This is a genomic window from Thermoactinomyces sp. DSM 45892, from assembly GCF_900107305.1.
In the GTDB taxonomy this organism is placed as follows: domain Bacteria; phylum Bacillota; class Bacilli; order Thermoactinomycetales; family Thermoactinomycetaceae; genus Baia.
This window is the reverse complement of the sequence record NZ_FNPL01000023.1, coordinates 1-15,697: the sequence shown is the minus strand read 5'-3', so window position 1 is coordinate 15,697 and position 15,697 is coordinate 1. Positions and strand designations below refer to the sequence as shown.

Annotated in this window: 18 protein-coding genes; 2 read left to right on the top strand and 16 right to left on the bottom strand. The window is 41.7% G+C overall.

The genetic code is table 11. The features are described 5' to 3' along the window. Positions 1–6: 6 nt before the first annotated feature. From yvcK to BLU58_RS15135, 5 genes are all read right to left on the bottom strand, one after another. Complete coding sequence (yvcK, locus tag BLU58_RS15155; protein ID WP_093293545.1) at positions 7–939, bottom strand: gluconeogenesis factor YvcK family protein; 933 nt, start codon at positions 937–939, stop codon at positions 7–9. 31 nt (positions 940–970) lie between these two features. Further along, on the bottom strand, positions 971–1,852 hold the full coding sequence (gene rapZ, locus BLU58_RS15150; protein WP_093293511.1) for an RNase adapter RapZ: 882 nt from the start codon (positions 1,850–1,852) through the stop codon (positions 971–973). A gap of 77 nt (positions 1,853–1,929) precedes the next feature. Next, complete coding sequence (locus tag BLU58_RS15145; protein ID WP_093293509.1) at positions 1,930–2,244, bottom strand: thioredoxin family protein; 315 nt, start codon at positions 2,242–2,244, stop codon at positions 1,930–1,932. 14 nt (positions 2,245–2,258) lie between these two features. After that, positions 2,259–3,929, bottom strand: a complete 1,671-nt coding sequence (locus BLU58_RS15140; protein WP_093293506.1) for a tetratricopeptide repeat protein — start codon at positions 3,927–3,929, stop codon at positions 2,259–2,261. A gap of 81 nt (positions 3,930–4,010) precedes the next feature. Further along, a complete protein-coding gene (locus tag BLU58_RS15135; RefSeq protein WP_093293503.1) occupies positions 4,011–4,955 on the bottom strand; it encodes a ribose-phosphate diphosphokinase in 945 nt (314 codons plus the stop codon). 94 nt (positions 4,956–5,049) lie between these two features. On the opposite strand from BLU58_RS15135, the gene BLU58_RS15130 reads away from it, so the two are divergent. After that, positions 5,050–5,757, top strand: coding sequence for a YknW family membrane protein (locus BLU58_RS15130; RefSeq protein ID WP_093293501.1), 708 nt, complete (start codon positions 5,050–5,052; stop codon positions 5,755–5,757). Positions 5,758–5,812: 55 nt separating this feature from the next. On the opposite strand, the gene hisH is transcribed toward BLU58_RS15130, so the two are convergent. Both hisH and BLU58_RS15120 read right to left on the bottom strand, forming a co-directional pair. Continuing rightward, the gene (gene hisH / locus BLU58_RS15125) at positions 5,813–6,430 is read right to left on the bottom strand and encodes an imidazole glycerol phosphate synthase subunit HisH (protein WP_093293498.1); all 618 of its coding nucleotides are present in this window, start codon (positions 6,428–6,430) and stop codon (positions 5,813–5,815) included. A 30-nt stretch (positions 6,431–6,460) separates the two neighbouring features. Next, positions 6,461–7,039 carry a non-canonical purine NTP pyrophosphatase gene (locus BLU58_RS15120; protein ID WP_093293495.1) on the bottom strand — a complete coding sequence of 193 codons (579 nt, stop codon included), beginning with the start codon at positions 7,037–7,039 and terminating at the stop codon, positions 6,461–6,463. A 168-nt stretch (positions 7,040–7,207) separates the two neighbouring features. Between BLU58_RS15120 and BLU58_RS15115 the strand changes: the two genes are divergently transcribed. Next, the gene (locus BLU58_RS15115) at positions 7,208–8,299 is read left to right on the top strand and encodes a quinone-dependent dihydroorotate dehydrogenase (RefSeq protein ID WP_093293493.1); all 1,092 of its coding nucleotides are present in this window, start codon (positions 7,208–7,210) and stop codon (positions 8,297–8,299) included. On the opposite strand, the gene BLU58_RS15110 is transcribed toward BLU58_RS15115, so the two are convergent. The 9 genes from BLU58_RS15110 to BLU58_RS15070 form a co-directional block, all read right to left on the bottom strand. Further along, positions 8,292–8,783 carry an acyltransferase gene (locus BLU58_RS15110; protein ID WP_093293491.1) on the bottom strand — a complete coding sequence of 164 codons (492 nt, stop codon included), beginning with the start codon at positions 8,781–8,783 and terminating at the stop codon, positions 8,292–8,294. The two genes, BLU58_RS15115 and BLU58_RS15110, sit on opposite strands and share 8 nt — an antisense overlap. A 54-nt stretch (positions 8,784–8,837) precedes the next feature. After that, entirely contained in the window at positions 8,838–9,764 is a 927-nt protein-coding gene (gene lgt, locus BLU58_RS15105) for a prolipoprotein diacylglyceryl transferase (protein WP_093293489.1), read from the bottom strand. A 102-nt stretch (positions 9,765–9,866) separates the two neighbouring features. Then, complete coding sequence (gene hprK, locus BLU58_RS15100; RefSeq protein ID WP_093293486.1) at positions 9,867–10,814, bottom strand: HPr(Ser) kinase/phosphatase; 948 nt, start codon at positions 10,812–10,814, stop codon at positions 9,867–9,869. A gap of 64 nt (positions 10,815–10,878) precedes the next feature. After that, positions 10,879–11,988 carry an ABC transporter ATP-binding protein gene (locus BLU58_RS15095; protein ID WP_093293484.1) on the bottom strand — a complete coding sequence of 370 codons (1,110 nt, stop codon included), beginning with the start codon at positions 11,986–11,988 and terminating at the stop codon, positions 10,879–10,881. 87 nt (positions 11,989–12,075) lie between these two features. Then, on the bottom strand, positions 12,076–12,750 hold the full coding sequence (locus tag BLU58_RS15090) for a PucR family transcriptional regulator (RefSeq protein ID WP_176786714.1): 675 nt from the start codon (positions 12,748–12,750) through the stop codon (positions 12,076–12,078). A 548-nt stretch (positions 12,751–13,298) separates the two neighbouring features. Continuing rightward, on the bottom strand, positions 13,299–13,643 hold the full coding sequence (locus BLU58_RS15085) for a hypothetical protein (protein ID WP_093293479.1): 345 nt from the start codon (positions 13,641–13,643) through the stop codon (positions 13,299–13,301). A gap of 158 nt (positions 13,644–13,801) precedes the next feature. After that, positions 13,802–14,224, bottom strand: a complete 423-nt coding sequence (locus BLU58_RS15080) for a hypothetical protein (protein ID WP_093293476.1) — start codon at positions 14,222–14,224, stop codon at positions 13,802–13,804. Positions 14,225–14,457: 233 nt separating this feature from the next. Continuing rightward, positions 14,458–14,940, bottom strand: coding sequence for a hypothetical protein (locus tag BLU58_RS15075; protein ID WP_093293474.1), 483 nt, complete (start codon positions 14,938–14,940; stop codon positions 14,458–14,460). A gap of 142 nt (positions 14,941–15,082) precedes the next feature. Continuing rightward, positions 15,083–15,568: a hypothetical protein gene (locus tag BLU58_RS15070; protein ID WP_176786713.1), complete on the bottom strand. Its 486-nt coding sequence runs from the start codon at positions 15,566–15,568 to the stop codon at positions 15,083–15,085. Positions 15,569–15,697: the final 129 nt, after the last annotated feature.

Below are 15,697 nucleotides of genomic sequence, written 5' to 3'. Positions count from 1 at the left end.
CTCTTATCACGCCATGCGCTCTTGAATCAGGCGCAGGATGTGGCGGCTAATACGCTCTGCATCGTGTCGCAAAACAGAACGGTATAACAATAAATTATCAGTCAGTGGTTGACAGCCTAATTGATGAACTAGCTCTAAATCGGGCAGAACCATGGTTTGATTTTGATTCGCGTATTGTTGCTGAATCACAGTAGGGGGAACTTCATTATTTAAAATAGCTACATCAAAAAAAGATTCCCCTACATGATCATAGATGGCACGAATATGATCGCTAGCGTGAAAGCCATCTGTTTCCCCTAACTGTGTCATGATATTACAGATATAAATTTTGAGCGCTGAGGATTTCCGAATGGTCGTCGCCATATCTTTTACCAGTAGATTTGGAAGTATACTAGTATAAAGACTACCTGGACCTATTACCACACCATCCGCTTCTAAGATGGCTCCAATCGCTTCGTCCAAAGCTAAGGGTGAAGAAGGTTCAAGGTAGACTCGTCGAATGGTTTTACCTATGTTTGGAATCTGTGATTCCCCTTTTACGACGGTTCCATCTGTCATCTCAGCACAGAGAGTAACATCTTGGACACTAGCCGGAAGAACCCTACCGCGGACAGAAAAGACTCTGCTAAGCTCTTTTACGGCCGTCGTAAAATCCCCCGTTATCTCTTTCATCGCAGCGAGCATCAAGTTCCCCAATGTATGCCCTGCCAGTCCATCTCCTGTCTGAAAACGATACTGAAATACACTTTCTAATAAAGGTTCAGTATCAGCAAGAGAGATTAATACATTTCGAATATCCCCAGGTGGAGGCATTTGAAGATCTGTGCGCAGGCGACCTGAGCTTCCCCCATCATCAGCTACTGTTACAATGGCTGTAATATCAACAGGGAATTTCTTGAGACCACGCAATATGACCGAGAGCCCCGTTCCACCACCCATACACACGACTTTCGGTCTTTTGGATGACAATTTAGAAGCCGCCTTTCTCTATATCACGATGGAGCACTTGGCAACGCTCATTCTCTTTAAAATCCTCATAAAGAGCCTCAGCCATTGCTACAGAGCGGTGCTGACCACCGGTACACCCAATCCCGACAACGAGCTGTCTCTTTCCTTCTTTTTCATACTTAGGAAGTAAAAATGTCAACATCTCTTTTAATTGGTTCAAAAAGCGATTGGTTTCTTCCCATTTCATCACATATTCGGCCACTTCTTTTTGTTTCCCGGTTAAAGCGCGCATGGACTCAACGTAATACGGATTTGGGACAAAACGTACATCGAATACCAGATCCGCATCTAAGGGAATCCCGTGCTTAAAACCAAAAGACATGAAGCTAAGGTTTAATCCTGAGTTATGTTGCTCCGAATACGTATGAACGATTTTTTCCTTTAATTCGGTAGGTTTCAGGTTACTCGTATCAATGATTTGATGAGATCGACCCCTTAGATCACACAGTAACTCTCGCTCCTGAAGAATTCCATCTAAAACCGTACCCTCTGGAGAGAGCGGGTGGGTTCGACGTGTTAATTTATATCGACGAACGAGTGTTTCATCGTTTGCTTCGAGAAATAAGATTTGATAGTTTACACCTTTTGATTCCTTTAATGCTTCCAATGATTCAACTAAGGCACTAAAAAATTCACGCCCTCGTAAGTCAATCACCAGTGCAACCTTCTGGAGTCTTCCATTGGTCTGCTCTAAAAGCTCAGCAAACTTGGATAACAAGATAGGGGGGAGGTTATCGATACAAAAATAGCCTAGATCTTCAAGACTCTGTACCGCAACCGTCTTCCCAGCACCGGACATACCTGTGATGACAACTAATTGTAGTTCATTGTTTGGCATGGTCATCCCCCTTTGTTGTTAAGTATACAAAAAAGACGCAGAGAAAGCATCTGCATCTAATTTTAGACCAGAGATGGATCTGGTTATTCCAACTCTTGTAAAAAGCTAACAACTTGCTCTCTCGTCTTGGCGTTGCGAGATGGAAGACGCCCTACTTCTTTCCCATTTTCAAAGACGATAAAGGTAGGGATTCCTTTTACCTGAAACTGCTGTGCAACTTCTTGCGACTCATCCACATCGATCATGGCAAATTCAAATGTGGAAGAAAATGTACTCTCAATCTCCGGAAGATCGGGTGCAATCCGAACGCAATCAATGCACCAATCAGCGCTAAATTCAACTACTTTTCGGCCTGCCGTAATAAACTCAGGGAATGTGTTTGTCTGAAGTTGTTTCATGATAAAACCTCCATTTAGGTAATCGGGTATTTGTCAAACTCCTTTATCGCCTTGGTGATTGAGGAAGGAGAGATTCCGTATTTTTGAGCAACATTTGTTTTAGATAGCGGATGATCCAATTGATTAGAAGCCCAATACTCCAACGCTGCGGCCCACACTTCTAGTTTACGAGCCGATTGAAGAATGATCTGCGATTTTGGCTGAACAGACCAAGCCCGCCAAAAATCCTCCATCGCCATCACGATTCGCTCTCCCATTTCCTTTAAATGAGGCAAGCAAATCTTCCATACCTTTCCAGAGAGATCAGTCCCTTCGTCCGGCTGATAAGATCGTACATTCCCTTGAAGAATGGCTGATAGGGACGCATCTGGTTTCATTTTACGAATTTGCAAGATCGCAATCTCTTTTAACCAATCTGGCTCATCTGGACACAGTAAGAAAGAGCGAAGGGCCCTCTCCGACTCAGCATCTTCGATCATTCCCAGTGCATAAATCACTTGCAACTTTGTATCCTCTTCACCATGCTCTAAGCCCCATAGTAGACTGGACCGAATAAGAGGGCTTTCTTTTACCTGTTGCTGTAGCTGTTTGGTATCCGTAATGGGAGTGCGCAATAGCTGTTCTTCGAAAGGAAGCTGCATCTGATAGCTCGCATAATGCAAGCTAGGATCTTCCCCGTCCAAGGCATTTATAAAGAAAGACGGAACCTCTGAATCTGGAGCTAATTGTTTTGCTTTATGCCAAAAAGAGCGGGCACGATCTAGCTTACCAACACGATAAGATGCAATCGCTGCAGCATGATATAAAGTGGCATCGGGGCGATCTTCTAAGCGAGCAATCCGGATAAACAATTCATACGCCACTTCATGCTCACCTAAAATTCCCATCGTGGTCGCTAGCTTGTATGCCTGATCCTTTTGTAGAGGGATCAAATTACGTAGCATCTCGATCAATTGTTCGTACTCTTCCTTTTTTCCAATATGGCTACATAAAACAGCTAAGTTACAAAGAGCATGGATGTTATCTTCTTCCATCTCTAACACTTCCGTGACGGTACGGAAGGCTAAATCCATCTGACCCATATAGTAATAAGCTAGTGCTAGATTATTACGTGCAGGTAGAAAATCAGCATGTTCTTCTATGATTTCTTGCAACATCTCAGTTGCTTGAACAAACATACCTGTTTCTAGGAGTTGTCTAGCTGACTCGTGCTTCTGGATATATGCCTCCCCGAACAGCGGAACCACTTCTTTGGCTGGACGTCCTAACTCATAGGAAATCAGCATGAGAAGTTCTTCAGCCTCCTCCGCAAACTCCCCTTCTGGGTCCCGTCCAAGATACTCCAATAAGTAGTCCTCAGCCAGCTCGAACTCCTCCATATTGACAGCATTGTTCGCCAGATAAAACCAGCATTCGGTGAGATTTGGATCGACTTCACGGACTACGCACTCCAATATATCGTTAGACTCTTGAAATTTCCCCATCTCCGAAAGGAGCCCCGCTAGATTACAGTGGTTAATTGGGTTTGAAGGGTCTTTTTCGGTAGCAAGGCGGAAATATTTTAGAGCCTTTTCATATTGTCTACGATCTAACATTTTTAACGCACGTTCAAAAAAGAAGCTAGCATCTAAGTTAATGCTTACTACTTTCTTGCTCGTATGCTTACATTCAACTTGTCTCTTCATCATTTTCCTCCAACCAGCATAATTCAACCACAAAAGCTGGTGGTTTGGTAGCTTGGGCAAGTATACCACATTCCCCCTGATTTACACACCAGACTCCGAACGAAACAGGGTACTGATTGAGCCACCTGAAATAATAATGTGGATGGCCTGTCCTAATAAAGGAGCAATCGGAATCGTTTTATACTTGTCACTGTTTGGTACAAAGGGGATACTATCTGTCACCACTACTTCGTGAATCCCTGGATGGTTAAGACGCTCCAAGGCATTCGCAGAGAAGAGTGGATGCGTGGCACAAATGTAAGCAGGATTAGCTCCTTTTTCCATAAGGCCCTCTACTACACTTACAATCGTCCCGCCTGTATCAATAATATCTTCAATAATGATCGGAGTGTACCCCTCAACGTCTCCGATGATATGAGTAATTTTAGCTGAATTATGGGAAGGTCGCTTCTTTAACATGATGGCGAACGGTGCATCTAGATAAGTGGCTAGTTTCTCAGCCATCTTCGCCCGCCCTGCATCTGGGGAAACGACAACTGGATTTTTGATATCTTTTTCTTTCAGATATTCCGTAATATAGTCTAAAGCGGTCAAATGATCCACTGGGATATCAAAAAAACCTTGGATGGCGGGTGCGTGTAGATCGACTGTTACCACACGATCCACCCCTACTGTTTTGAAAATATCCGCTACCATTTTAGCCGTAATCGGTTCACGCGGTGCATCTTTTTTCTCTTGACGGGCATAAGGATAATAGGGAACAACTGCTGTCACACTTTTCGCGGATGCTCGATGTGCAGCATCTGCCATGATCAAAAGCTCCATTAGATTTTCATGAACGGGAGCACCCATTGTCTGAATGAGGAAAACATGACAATTACGAACTCCTTCTTCATAATGAACATAAATTTCCCCGCTCTTAAAACGGTTAATTCGAACCTCTCCCAGCGGTATCCCCAAATATGTACAAATGTTTTGTGCTAGTGTAGGATTAGAGGAACCAGTAAAGATTTTCACATTCTTCATATGGACAAGCAGCCCCTTCGGATGAGATCAGTCATTATGTGATTACCTCTATTATAAACTAGAACGGTTCCAGATTAAAAATAGGTGATGAAAAATGTTAAAACAAATCGAGCGTACAAAGCCGTCCCTCTTTGGACTATTTACGAATCCAATCAGAGAGTTTCGTTTGATTCGAGAACAACCTCGCTTCTTTCTCTCTCTTCTCTTGCTCAGTTTCATTGTGTCGATCACTTTCTACTATGTGGGAGAAACGATCGGCTCAAATCCTGAAGCGATTGCTAATATTGAAAGGCTTCAAGGACAAGCTTTTTCTCCAGCTATAAAGGATCAAATAAATGTGTTCGTAGGAATCTCTTACGGTTTCGCAGGATTTATGCTTCCGTGGGTAACGTGCTTGTTAAATTCCCTTGTCCTTTTTCTCCTTGTGAAAGCGTATCAAGGAAAGGCAACCTTTAAACAACTGTACGCATTTTCGGCTCACTTGTACCTCTTAACTACACTGTCACTTATCACTGACTTTTTAGTAAATCGGCTGGCTGGGCATCCTCTCGGAGCACCCGTTACCAGCTTGGGTATATTCATCCCAGACCTCTCTGGAGGATTGCTATCTTCTCTACTAAGCTACCTCTCTTTATTTACTATTTGGTATGCAATCTGGCTTATCTCAGGTCTACAAGAGATCACGGGATTATCAAAGAAACATTCTCAAATCGTAACAATACTGTTTTTGGTCATTGGATTCTTTGGCCTTACTAATGTGACGATTTTTTATCATGATATCGCAACGATGCTCCTTCGTTAAATAAAGGTAGATCCAGCTGAGAGACTGGATCTACCTTTATTTTGACAGGCTACTTCTATGATCGATTCCCTTGGTGCAAAAACTGTGTCACAAATTGATCTAGCAGTTGTGCTCCATAAGCACCACTTTTTTCAGGATGAAACTGCATTCCTACCAAGTTTCCCCGTGACACCACAGCAGGAATGAACTCAAGATAGTTTGTATATCCGACTACATCATCTTCATTATCCGCATCGATTACGTATGTGTGGGAGAAATAAACCTTCTCTTCCACAAGTCCTTTGTATAGACGATGTGGATGTTTGAATTTTAGCCAATTCCATCCCCTGTGAATTACATCGTCCCCTTCTAATTTCTGTACATGACCTGGCAATAGGTTTAAGCCTTGATGGTAGCCACCTTCATCACTACTAGTAAAAAAGAGTTGCATTCCTAAATTAATCCCTAAAATCGGCTTTCCTGAAAAAAACTCTTCCTTCACTACATGATCCAATCCCGAACTAGCTAAACCGGTCATTCCCTCACCGAATGTGCCATCACCAGTCAGAATAATCCCCTTAGCCATCCGAACGTCTATTGCTTCTGTCGCAACCACATATGAATGACCTAAGTCATCCAAAACTCGTAATAGTTCCTCTGCCTTATTTACACCGTAATCCAAGACCGCGATCATATCTAAACTCCTCTCGTAACAGTACTCAACTTAGTCCCTTACATTCTCTTTCATCCACAGGGCCATTTTATCGAGTACTTTTCGTCTATAAGAAAAAGATAATCGTTCTTCGATATCCATATCAGCCAAAACTCGATTTCCACCCTCAGGCACAAAAAGGGGATCATACGGAAACCCTACATTGGTTAACAAATCGGTAGTAGGCACTCCTTCGATGATCGTCCCTTTAGTCATACCGGAAAATATCTTCTTCTGCCCATGCCAATATAACGCGATCGCTCCCTCAAATTGAGCTCTACGATCTTCACCTGCTAGTAATTTCTCAATGCCACGGTATCCGATCCTCTGGAAGACCCGCTTTGCTAAAACACCAGGAAATAAAGGATATGCTTGAAAAAAGATTCCTGCATCATCTACCAATACCCGTGGTAATTCAGGGTGAGCTTGCAAGACTTGCTCTAATTTTTGCATCGCAATTTCTTGAACCGTTCCTTCATCGGGCTCTATGTAATTCACTTCTAGACCTAAAACCTGATATCCTATCGGTTCTAGAACTTGCCTTGCTTCGTGTAATTTAGCTTCGTTCATTGTGGCAAAATAGATCTCCATATTCTGCTCCTCCTGATGAAATTTCGTCTCGAAAAGAAAAAAGCAGGCGTTTTTTCCAGCAAAATCATGTACAATGAGGGTAACCGACGCACAAATCAGATGAAAAGCCTCTTGTGACCAATCATGCACGAGAGGCTTTTGTATGACGTAAGGAGAGGATAACCCGCTATGTACCCAATCATGAAAAAAATCTTATTTCGCATGGATCCTGAAGTAGCACATGAATGGACCATTCGATCCTTACAACTTCTCCAACAAATGCCTTTTCTAGCTAAAAGCATTCAACAAAAATGGGAAGTACGACACCCTTCTCTATCCTCCCAAGTAGCCCAACATTCTTTTCCGAATCCGGTAGGGCTGGCCGCAGGCTTTGATAAGCACGCCAATGTATACCCTGCCTTGGCCCACTTGGGCTTTGGTTTCGTCGAAGTAGGTACCCTTACCCCACGCCCTCAATCTGGAAATGCGCGCCCTCGTTTATTCCGCTTACCGGAAGATCAAGCTATTATTAATCGAATGGGCTTCAACAACCATGGGGTAGAAGATGCGGTTCATTCTTTCCAGACCCTTCCTCGCCCTACTATCCCCATCGGGATTAATCTCGGAAAAAATAAAGATACTCCAAATGAACAAGCTAGTCAGGACTATACCATTGGGCTTCAAACACTATATCCATATGGGGATTACTTTGTCATCAACATTAGCTCCCCTAATACACAAGGATTACGAGATCTCCAAGAGGCAAAAGCACTTGAGAAGTTGCTAACCGATATCTTGCAAACAAGAGACCGCTGTATCCAATCTCATCAAGTGAAAAAGCCCATTTTCCTAAAGATTGCCCCTGATCTAACAGAGGAACAACTGATCGAAATCATGGAAATCGTTTTACATACAAAGATGGACGGCATGATAGCGACCAATACTACCTTATCGCGAGAAGGGCTTTTGAATCAAGTATCCAGCCATGAAACCGGAGGCTTAAGTGGACGCCCACTGACCAGTCGTTCTACCCGATGGATCGCGGAGATTTATCGCTTCACTCAAGGGAAAGTACCCATCATCGGTGTCGGCGGAATCTTTACTGCTGAAGATGCATACGCTAAAATCCGTGCGGGCGCCAGTCTAGTTCAAGTTTACACAGGCATGATTTACCAAGGTCCTGCTGTGGTAAAGCAGATTAATCAAGGGTTAGTAAAGCTGTTAAAAAGAGACGGATTTGCATCCGTACAAGATGCAGTTGGGGTGGATGTTTCTATTTAGGAACATCCACCTTCTTTATCTCCCTCATCGGATTCCCCGCAACAAATGTATAAGGTGGAACATCTCCCGTTACCACTGTCCCTGCCCCCACGACAGCCCCATCGCCAATGGTCACTCCCGGCAAGATAGTTACATTTGCACCAATCATAACGTTATCACCAATATGTACCTCACCCAAACGATACTCATCAATCAAATATTCATGTGTGAGGATAGTCGTATTGTAACCGATAATGGAATTTCTCCCGATACGAATCATTTCCGGATAGAATAAATCCATCATCACAAAAAATGCCACAGCCGTCTGATCTCCTACTTTCATCCCTACTAGTCGATAAAGTACATTCTTGATGCTCAAAAACGGCATATATCGGGCAATTAAAATCACTATGGTTTGACGAAATACTTTCCAGAAGGAGATCGTATCGTATTGTTGCCATAATGAATTGCTACCTGTCACTGGATATCTCTTTGTATTTCTCACAATCTATGCTCCTTATAGAAAAATCCTCTCCCATGTAGAGAGAGGGTTTTCCCTTTAACCTTCTATCAATTGTTCTCGTACTTGATCTGGATCTCGATAGGATTCCTTAGCAATGCCTCGCGCGCGACGCCATACAATCATAAAGATAGCGCCTAACATCAATAACAAGCTAATAAACTGCGCGACACGGATATTGCCAGAATCCATACCCCCTGCGGTAAACATCACCTGCATCGGAGACCAAAGCCCATTTAAAATACTTTCTAACCAACCCGGACCCGTGAAGGTTAAGCTATCCGTACGTAGCCCTTCGATAAAGAAACGACCCAACGAATACCAAGCAAAATATGTAAAGAAGATCTCTCCACGCTTCGGATTGAAGCGGCGCATCATAAGCAGGAGTATGAAGCCCACTAGATTCCAAATAGATTCATATAAAAAGGTAGGATGGTAATATATTCCATTTATCTGCATTTGATCGATGATGAAATTCGGGAGATGCAAACTCTCTAGGAAATTTCGGCCAACCTCTCCACCATGGGCTTCTTGATTCAGGAAGTTCCCCCATCGCCCGATCGCTTGTCCCAAAATAATACTAGGGGCGATAATATCGGCTACCTTCAAGAATGATATATTTTTACGCTTCACATACCAGTAGCCAACGACAATCGCTCCGATCAAACCACCGTGAATCGCTAAACCACCATTCCAAATTGCAATAATTTCACTTAGATGATCTTTATAATAGCTCCATTCAAATAAAACATAATACAACCGAGCGCCAATAATAGCCGCCGGAATCACCCAAAATACTAAATCAATCAGATCATCTTCTTTTACACCACGGCGTTTCCCTTCCCGAATAGCAAGCAACAATCCCAATAGCACAGCAGTACCCATAATAATGCCATACCAATGAATTTTCAGAGGACCCAGTTCCAATGCAACGGGATTAATTACCGCCAAATATGAAGATATCATAAATCCATATTCCTCCTTACCGAATCACGAACGTTATATTTCATAACCCCATTTTACCTGAAAACCCTTGGATATTATATGATTTTCATCAGGAGTCCTCGATCAATCATAATCATCTACATCAGGATCTTGATCATCGATTGTTTCACCTAGCTTTTGGACGAATTGCTGGGCAGCATCGTATCCCATTTGCCTTAATCTCATATTCATTGCCGCCACTTCAATAATCACCGCTAAGTTTCGCCCAGGTCGAACGGGTACCGTCAGCAGTGGTACGTTTGTATCGATAATTTTCATTCGTTCCTCATCTAATCCCAGACGATCATACTGCCTATTGGCTTGCCATGTCTCAAGTTGAATGACGAATGAGAGACGCTTTTTATTACGCACAGCACCTGCACCGAACAATGTCATGACATTAATGATGCCGAGGCCACGAATTTCAAGGAGATGCCTGATCAACTCCGGTGCACTCCCGATCAGCATATTCTCCTCAGCCTGTTTGATCTCCACTGCATCATCTGCTACAAGCCGATGCCCCCTTTTTACTAGCTCTAGTGCGGTCTCACTCTTCCCGATCCCACTATCCCCCATGATGAGGACTCCCTCACCATATATATCGACTAAAACCCCATGAACCGTCGTGGTCGGAGCTAATACTTTTTCTAGATAGTTGGTTACCTTACTAGAGAAACGGGTCGTTGCAAGCACCGTTCGCAGAAGCGGAACCCGGTGACGTTTGGCAATATGAATTAACTCCTCCGGTATTTCCATATTCCTCGTTACACAAATGCACGGGAGAAAAGGATGACAAAAGCGTTCAATCCGTTGCTTCCGGACATCAGGTGGTAAGCTTTCTATAAACGTTAACTCCGTCTTCCCTAAAATCTGCAAGCGTTCAATCGGGTGATAGGTAAAAAAGCCAGACAGCTCCAGCCCGGGGCGATACAGATCACTTACTGTAATATTTCGATCTAATTGCTCCTCCCCACAAACAATTTCTAACTGGAAATGTTGCTGTAATTTACGGACAGACACCGTTTTCAACATTTGAAATAAGCCCTTTCTGCATAGCAAGCGACCGATCCATTGATCAATCGCTTGCTATTTTGATTCATACAACCGCTTCTTCGGTTTCTTTATCGAAAATATAAACTTGATCCATATTAACTGATAGTGTCAACTGAGAACCCAAACGATATTCAGACCGCGCTTTTACACGAGCCGCCATGCTAAATAAGCCAGCACCTTTCAGATAAAGGAACATCTGTGAACCTGTATTTTCTATCATCTCCACCTCTGCCGTAAACACATTTGATTGACCTGAAGGTTCCCGTTCATCATGAAGTGACTCAGGACGGATTCCGAGGATGACACTCCTTCCAAGGTATCCTTTTTCTCGCAAAAGATTTGCCTTCTCCGTCGGGATTCCCCATCTCACGCCTTCCATCACGAAGAAGAGTAAACCATCCTCTTCTAAAAGGATTCCATCTACTACATTCATGGTTGGAGAACCTATCAATCTAGCTACAAATAGATTTGCGGGATGGTGGTATAGTTCGTCTGGTGTAGCAACTTGTTGAATGACTCCATTCTTCATCACTACCACTCGATCCCCCAACGTCATCGCTTCTGTTTGATCGTGCGTCGCATAGATTGTCGTGATTCCTAAACGTTGATGTAGCTTTTTAAGCTCCGTTCGCATATGTACTCGTAATGTTTCACCTAGATTGGAGAGAGGCTCGTCCAGCAAAAATAGCTCCGGTTCACGCACTATGGCACGACCTAGAGCGACCCGTTGATGCTGGCCATCTGAAAGTGACTTAGGACTCAGATCTAGATAGGACTCCATATCTAACATCTTTGCCACATCATGCACCCGCTGATTGATCTCTCCTACGTCTACCTTCTTCATTTTTAAACCAAATGCTATATTTTCATACACCGTCATATGTGGATAGAGGGCATAGTTTGGAAACACCATTGCGATATTCCGATCTTTCGGCTCTACATGATTCATCACGCGATCATCAAACCATAGAGTTCCGTCCGAAATTTCTTCTAATCCCGCCATCATACGAAGAGTCGTCGTCTTCCCACTGCCAGAAGGACCCAGTATCACCAGAAACTCCTTATCTTGGATCTCGAGATGAAAATCTTGAATCGTTGGTTCATCATCTGAAGGATATTGCTTATAAATATGTTCCAAAACTACCTTGGCCATGTGATCCGCAAGCCCCTTTTTCGCTTTTGTCGTACGCTTCTATTTTACTCTATCGGAGCCATTAAAAAAACAACGCAGATGAAGCACCTAACGGGCAACATCTGCTTTCCGACGTAGGATGAACTGCATCAGCTTCACCATCATCGCATCATCAAAAACACGTAAATCATAACCAATCTCTTCGCGGATCTTTTCTAGGCGATAGAGTAGTGTATTTCGATGAATATATAATTTACGAGCCGTTTCACTCACATTTAAATCTTCTTCCAGAAAGCATTGGATCGTCTTCATCATCTCTGCATCACTCCATAAAGGAGTCGTAGGAATCACAGCGCACACTTGATCCAGTTGGTGTACCTGAAGACTATGAATGAGTTCATATAAAAAAGTATTCCATGTCGTGACAATCGCTTGATCCGGATCAATCTTATAAGACATTTTCTCTGCCCTTTTCATTCGATCCATCTCTTCAAACAGCATTTCGGACGATCCTATCGTTTCGCCCACTATGATTCGTGCTTCTCCGCCTATCTCCGAGCGCACCTTCTCTAGAAGCCCTCGTGCTTTTGAAAGCAATTCACTTCGCTCCACCATACGATCCCGCTGATCCGATACACGATCTGGCTGCATTACCACCCACTGTTCATACGCAACCCCTATAAATAGCACATCTGGGTCATCAAAATAGCTGTGTAGAAGTTTCTCCCAATCTACCTCTATCTGTTCCCCTTGGATCGGAGGATCGACTTGAATATAGAACAAACACCATTTCTCTATTCTTTTAAAGAAATCGTGAGAAAGAGAGCTCCGAACCCCTTGTTGCCAGAGCAGAGCGACGCTATCCGAGTTAGAACAAGTTTGAGTTAATTCTTGAGATTTAGTCATTTTCTATATAGAGAGCGCCTCATGTCTCTGCTAGATACACCCGCTCTCTCTCCCCTTTCTCTCACATTACCCTACCAAATGGCCTTCCATTTCCAGATTCATTCTCATATATATTCACTCATACCAATACAGCAAAACATATGGGAAATCCTGCTATATTATCCAATATTGAAACTAGTTGTTAAAGGGCTTGAGTCACAGTCCAGTATTATTCACAATACTCATCAGTTTCAATGGAAATTTCTAGTTCCATCAAATCAGCCAACTTTGCATCCCAGATGTATTCAGGTAATAACGCATTTGTTGAATCTGATCCACATTATTCCATTTAGAATGAGTGGAAAAAACCTCAATACCTATCCCATCCCACGCAATCCAAAAAACGGTTTTCGTCTTTCTCCCCCTAATTCCATTGTTTCCAAACACTATTCACTGAATTTATCAGTAATTTCTTTGCGAAATTTATAATAACCACTTTTATAACCTCTATTTTTTGAGACTAGGTATTTTATAGAGATATAGAAATGTTTAAAAAGGGGATTCATAATCATCCCAAAAAATCCTAGTTGCTCCAGAGGCACTATATGTGTGTCAATCCTTAGTAACAACCATCCACCTAAATATAGGAAAATAACAAACACACATATACTAATTAAAATATCCATTAAACGTCCCGGAATTATATCAATAATAATTAATCCTGAAAAGAAAACCGATGTTATACAAACAAAATACAGCACAAAAAATGTAACTTTTAATAGAGGCTTCATAAAAACTCCTCCTCACAATAATATTTTTTATAATGATACAGGGATCTCAAGCTGTGGACCATGTTTTTGGAGAAGGAAAAGAAAAACATGAGTGTAGCTACGCTATGCTTTCAAGGGAAACAAAACCGCCCCAAGAAAAGTTATTAATCTCAAGTTAACTAATCATAGTATTCCTCCACCATTTCTTTATAGAAAGAAAAATCGGGTTCATTTTCAAACGGATTTACCCCTACCCTAAATCCAAAGGATTCTGGGCCCCATATTGCACCTAACTTCTTACTCTCTTCATATAAAAATAAAACGGCCTCCCGCCAATTGGAGAAATGGATATGATTTCTGCAAAAATCATTACCTAAATTTTCCCACACAATCCATGTTTGATCTTTACATTTTGTCGCCATGTAAAAATTATCAGGATTAAACCAATATATTTGCACAGTATGAGCATCCATCTCTTCACTACTCATATAACCAGCAATTTTCCATATCGCATGAGGTGTCCTTCCTGTTTCTGCTGAATTTCTATCACCTTGAAAAACTTTCTGCATTATTTTCTTAAGACTTTTAAACATCCTTATCATTATAAGCCCCTTAATGTTTTTAGGAAACGAGCCAAGAAAATTCAGGGCTCGTTTCCTATTTAGACAATTTTTTTACTTTTTTACCCACTATTTCTAGTGGTGAGGATGCTTACTTGATACTGTCCAATTTATGTGGTTCCATCAACTCTTCTGCCCAAAAATTATGGTGATCAGCATGTGATAATTGTAGTACCTGCTCAAGCTCCTCTGGGACGATCAAAAGAATCACTCTACTAAATATCCAGAGTAATCCCCAACTGCTTAGCTAAAAAAAATAGATGACTTTCTACTTCTTGTTTTATTTCTTCCATTGAAAGTTCTGTCATATATCTTTTTGTTGTACCTAAAAGAGGAGTATCAACAACTAAGAAAAAAAACGATCTCTCTACACTCCATATACTTAACGTAAAATCATACTCTTCATCCACCCATCCACCCAAACCGTCATCCCAACCAACTACGTTATCCTCTTTATCAGTTAGATACACACTTAAACAAGAATTATAATGTGGCTCAAGACATTTATCCTTTGACAACTTGGGTGGAGTGGGAAAATATTTAGGATTATCATCTGTTCGTTCGAGCATAACATGGAGATTGAAAGATTTCTCTTTGAAAAAAGGACTATAATAACTTGCTATTTCAGTTGCTAACCGCTCAACATTTTCCTCCAAACTCCAGACTTCCTTTATGTCTATTTTATTTATTCTTTTCATCATCGTCTCCCTAAACTAGAAGATAGTCCACCTGATTATATTGAAAAATAGCCCTAGATTAACTTTCTAGGACTACTCTTCTTACCTAACTAACATTATACTTCCCATCACCATTTCAATGGACATTTCTAGTTACATCAGATCAGTCTAACTTTGACATCCTAGATGTATTCAGGTAATCACACATTTGTTGAATCTGATCCACACTATTCCATTTAGAATGAGTAGAGAAAACCTCAATACCTATCCCATCCCACGCAATCCAAAAGACGGTAGATTGATCTTCTAATACTAATCTAGGTCTAGAATATCTTCTTTTGAAAATACCAAATAAATATTCCTTCTCCCTCCATGACTCATCCAAAAAGTTAGGAGTATCAAATGACCATCCCACAAAATCATTCATACTTCCAAATGTATAAGCACACTCAAACATAGGCCCTACCTGTGCTTCATTACTAATTTCCAAACGGTAGTAACTCCGTTTCTCAATCACATCTTTTCTAAATAAAATGCCATTTCCCTCTAGTTCCTTTATAAAATCATCTTCCATAAAACTAGGAACATCTATAATTAAGAAAATAGGATATTTCTCCTCAAGTTTTACAAATGATATCATTTCATCCAATTGACTTAGACCTATAAACACCGTTTGATGAGGATGGACTGTCAACAGAAAGTTAGACAATTTTTTTAAGGTGTTTAAGCTTGTATTCAACAGGGGTTAAATAATCTAGAGTGCCGTGTATGCGAATGT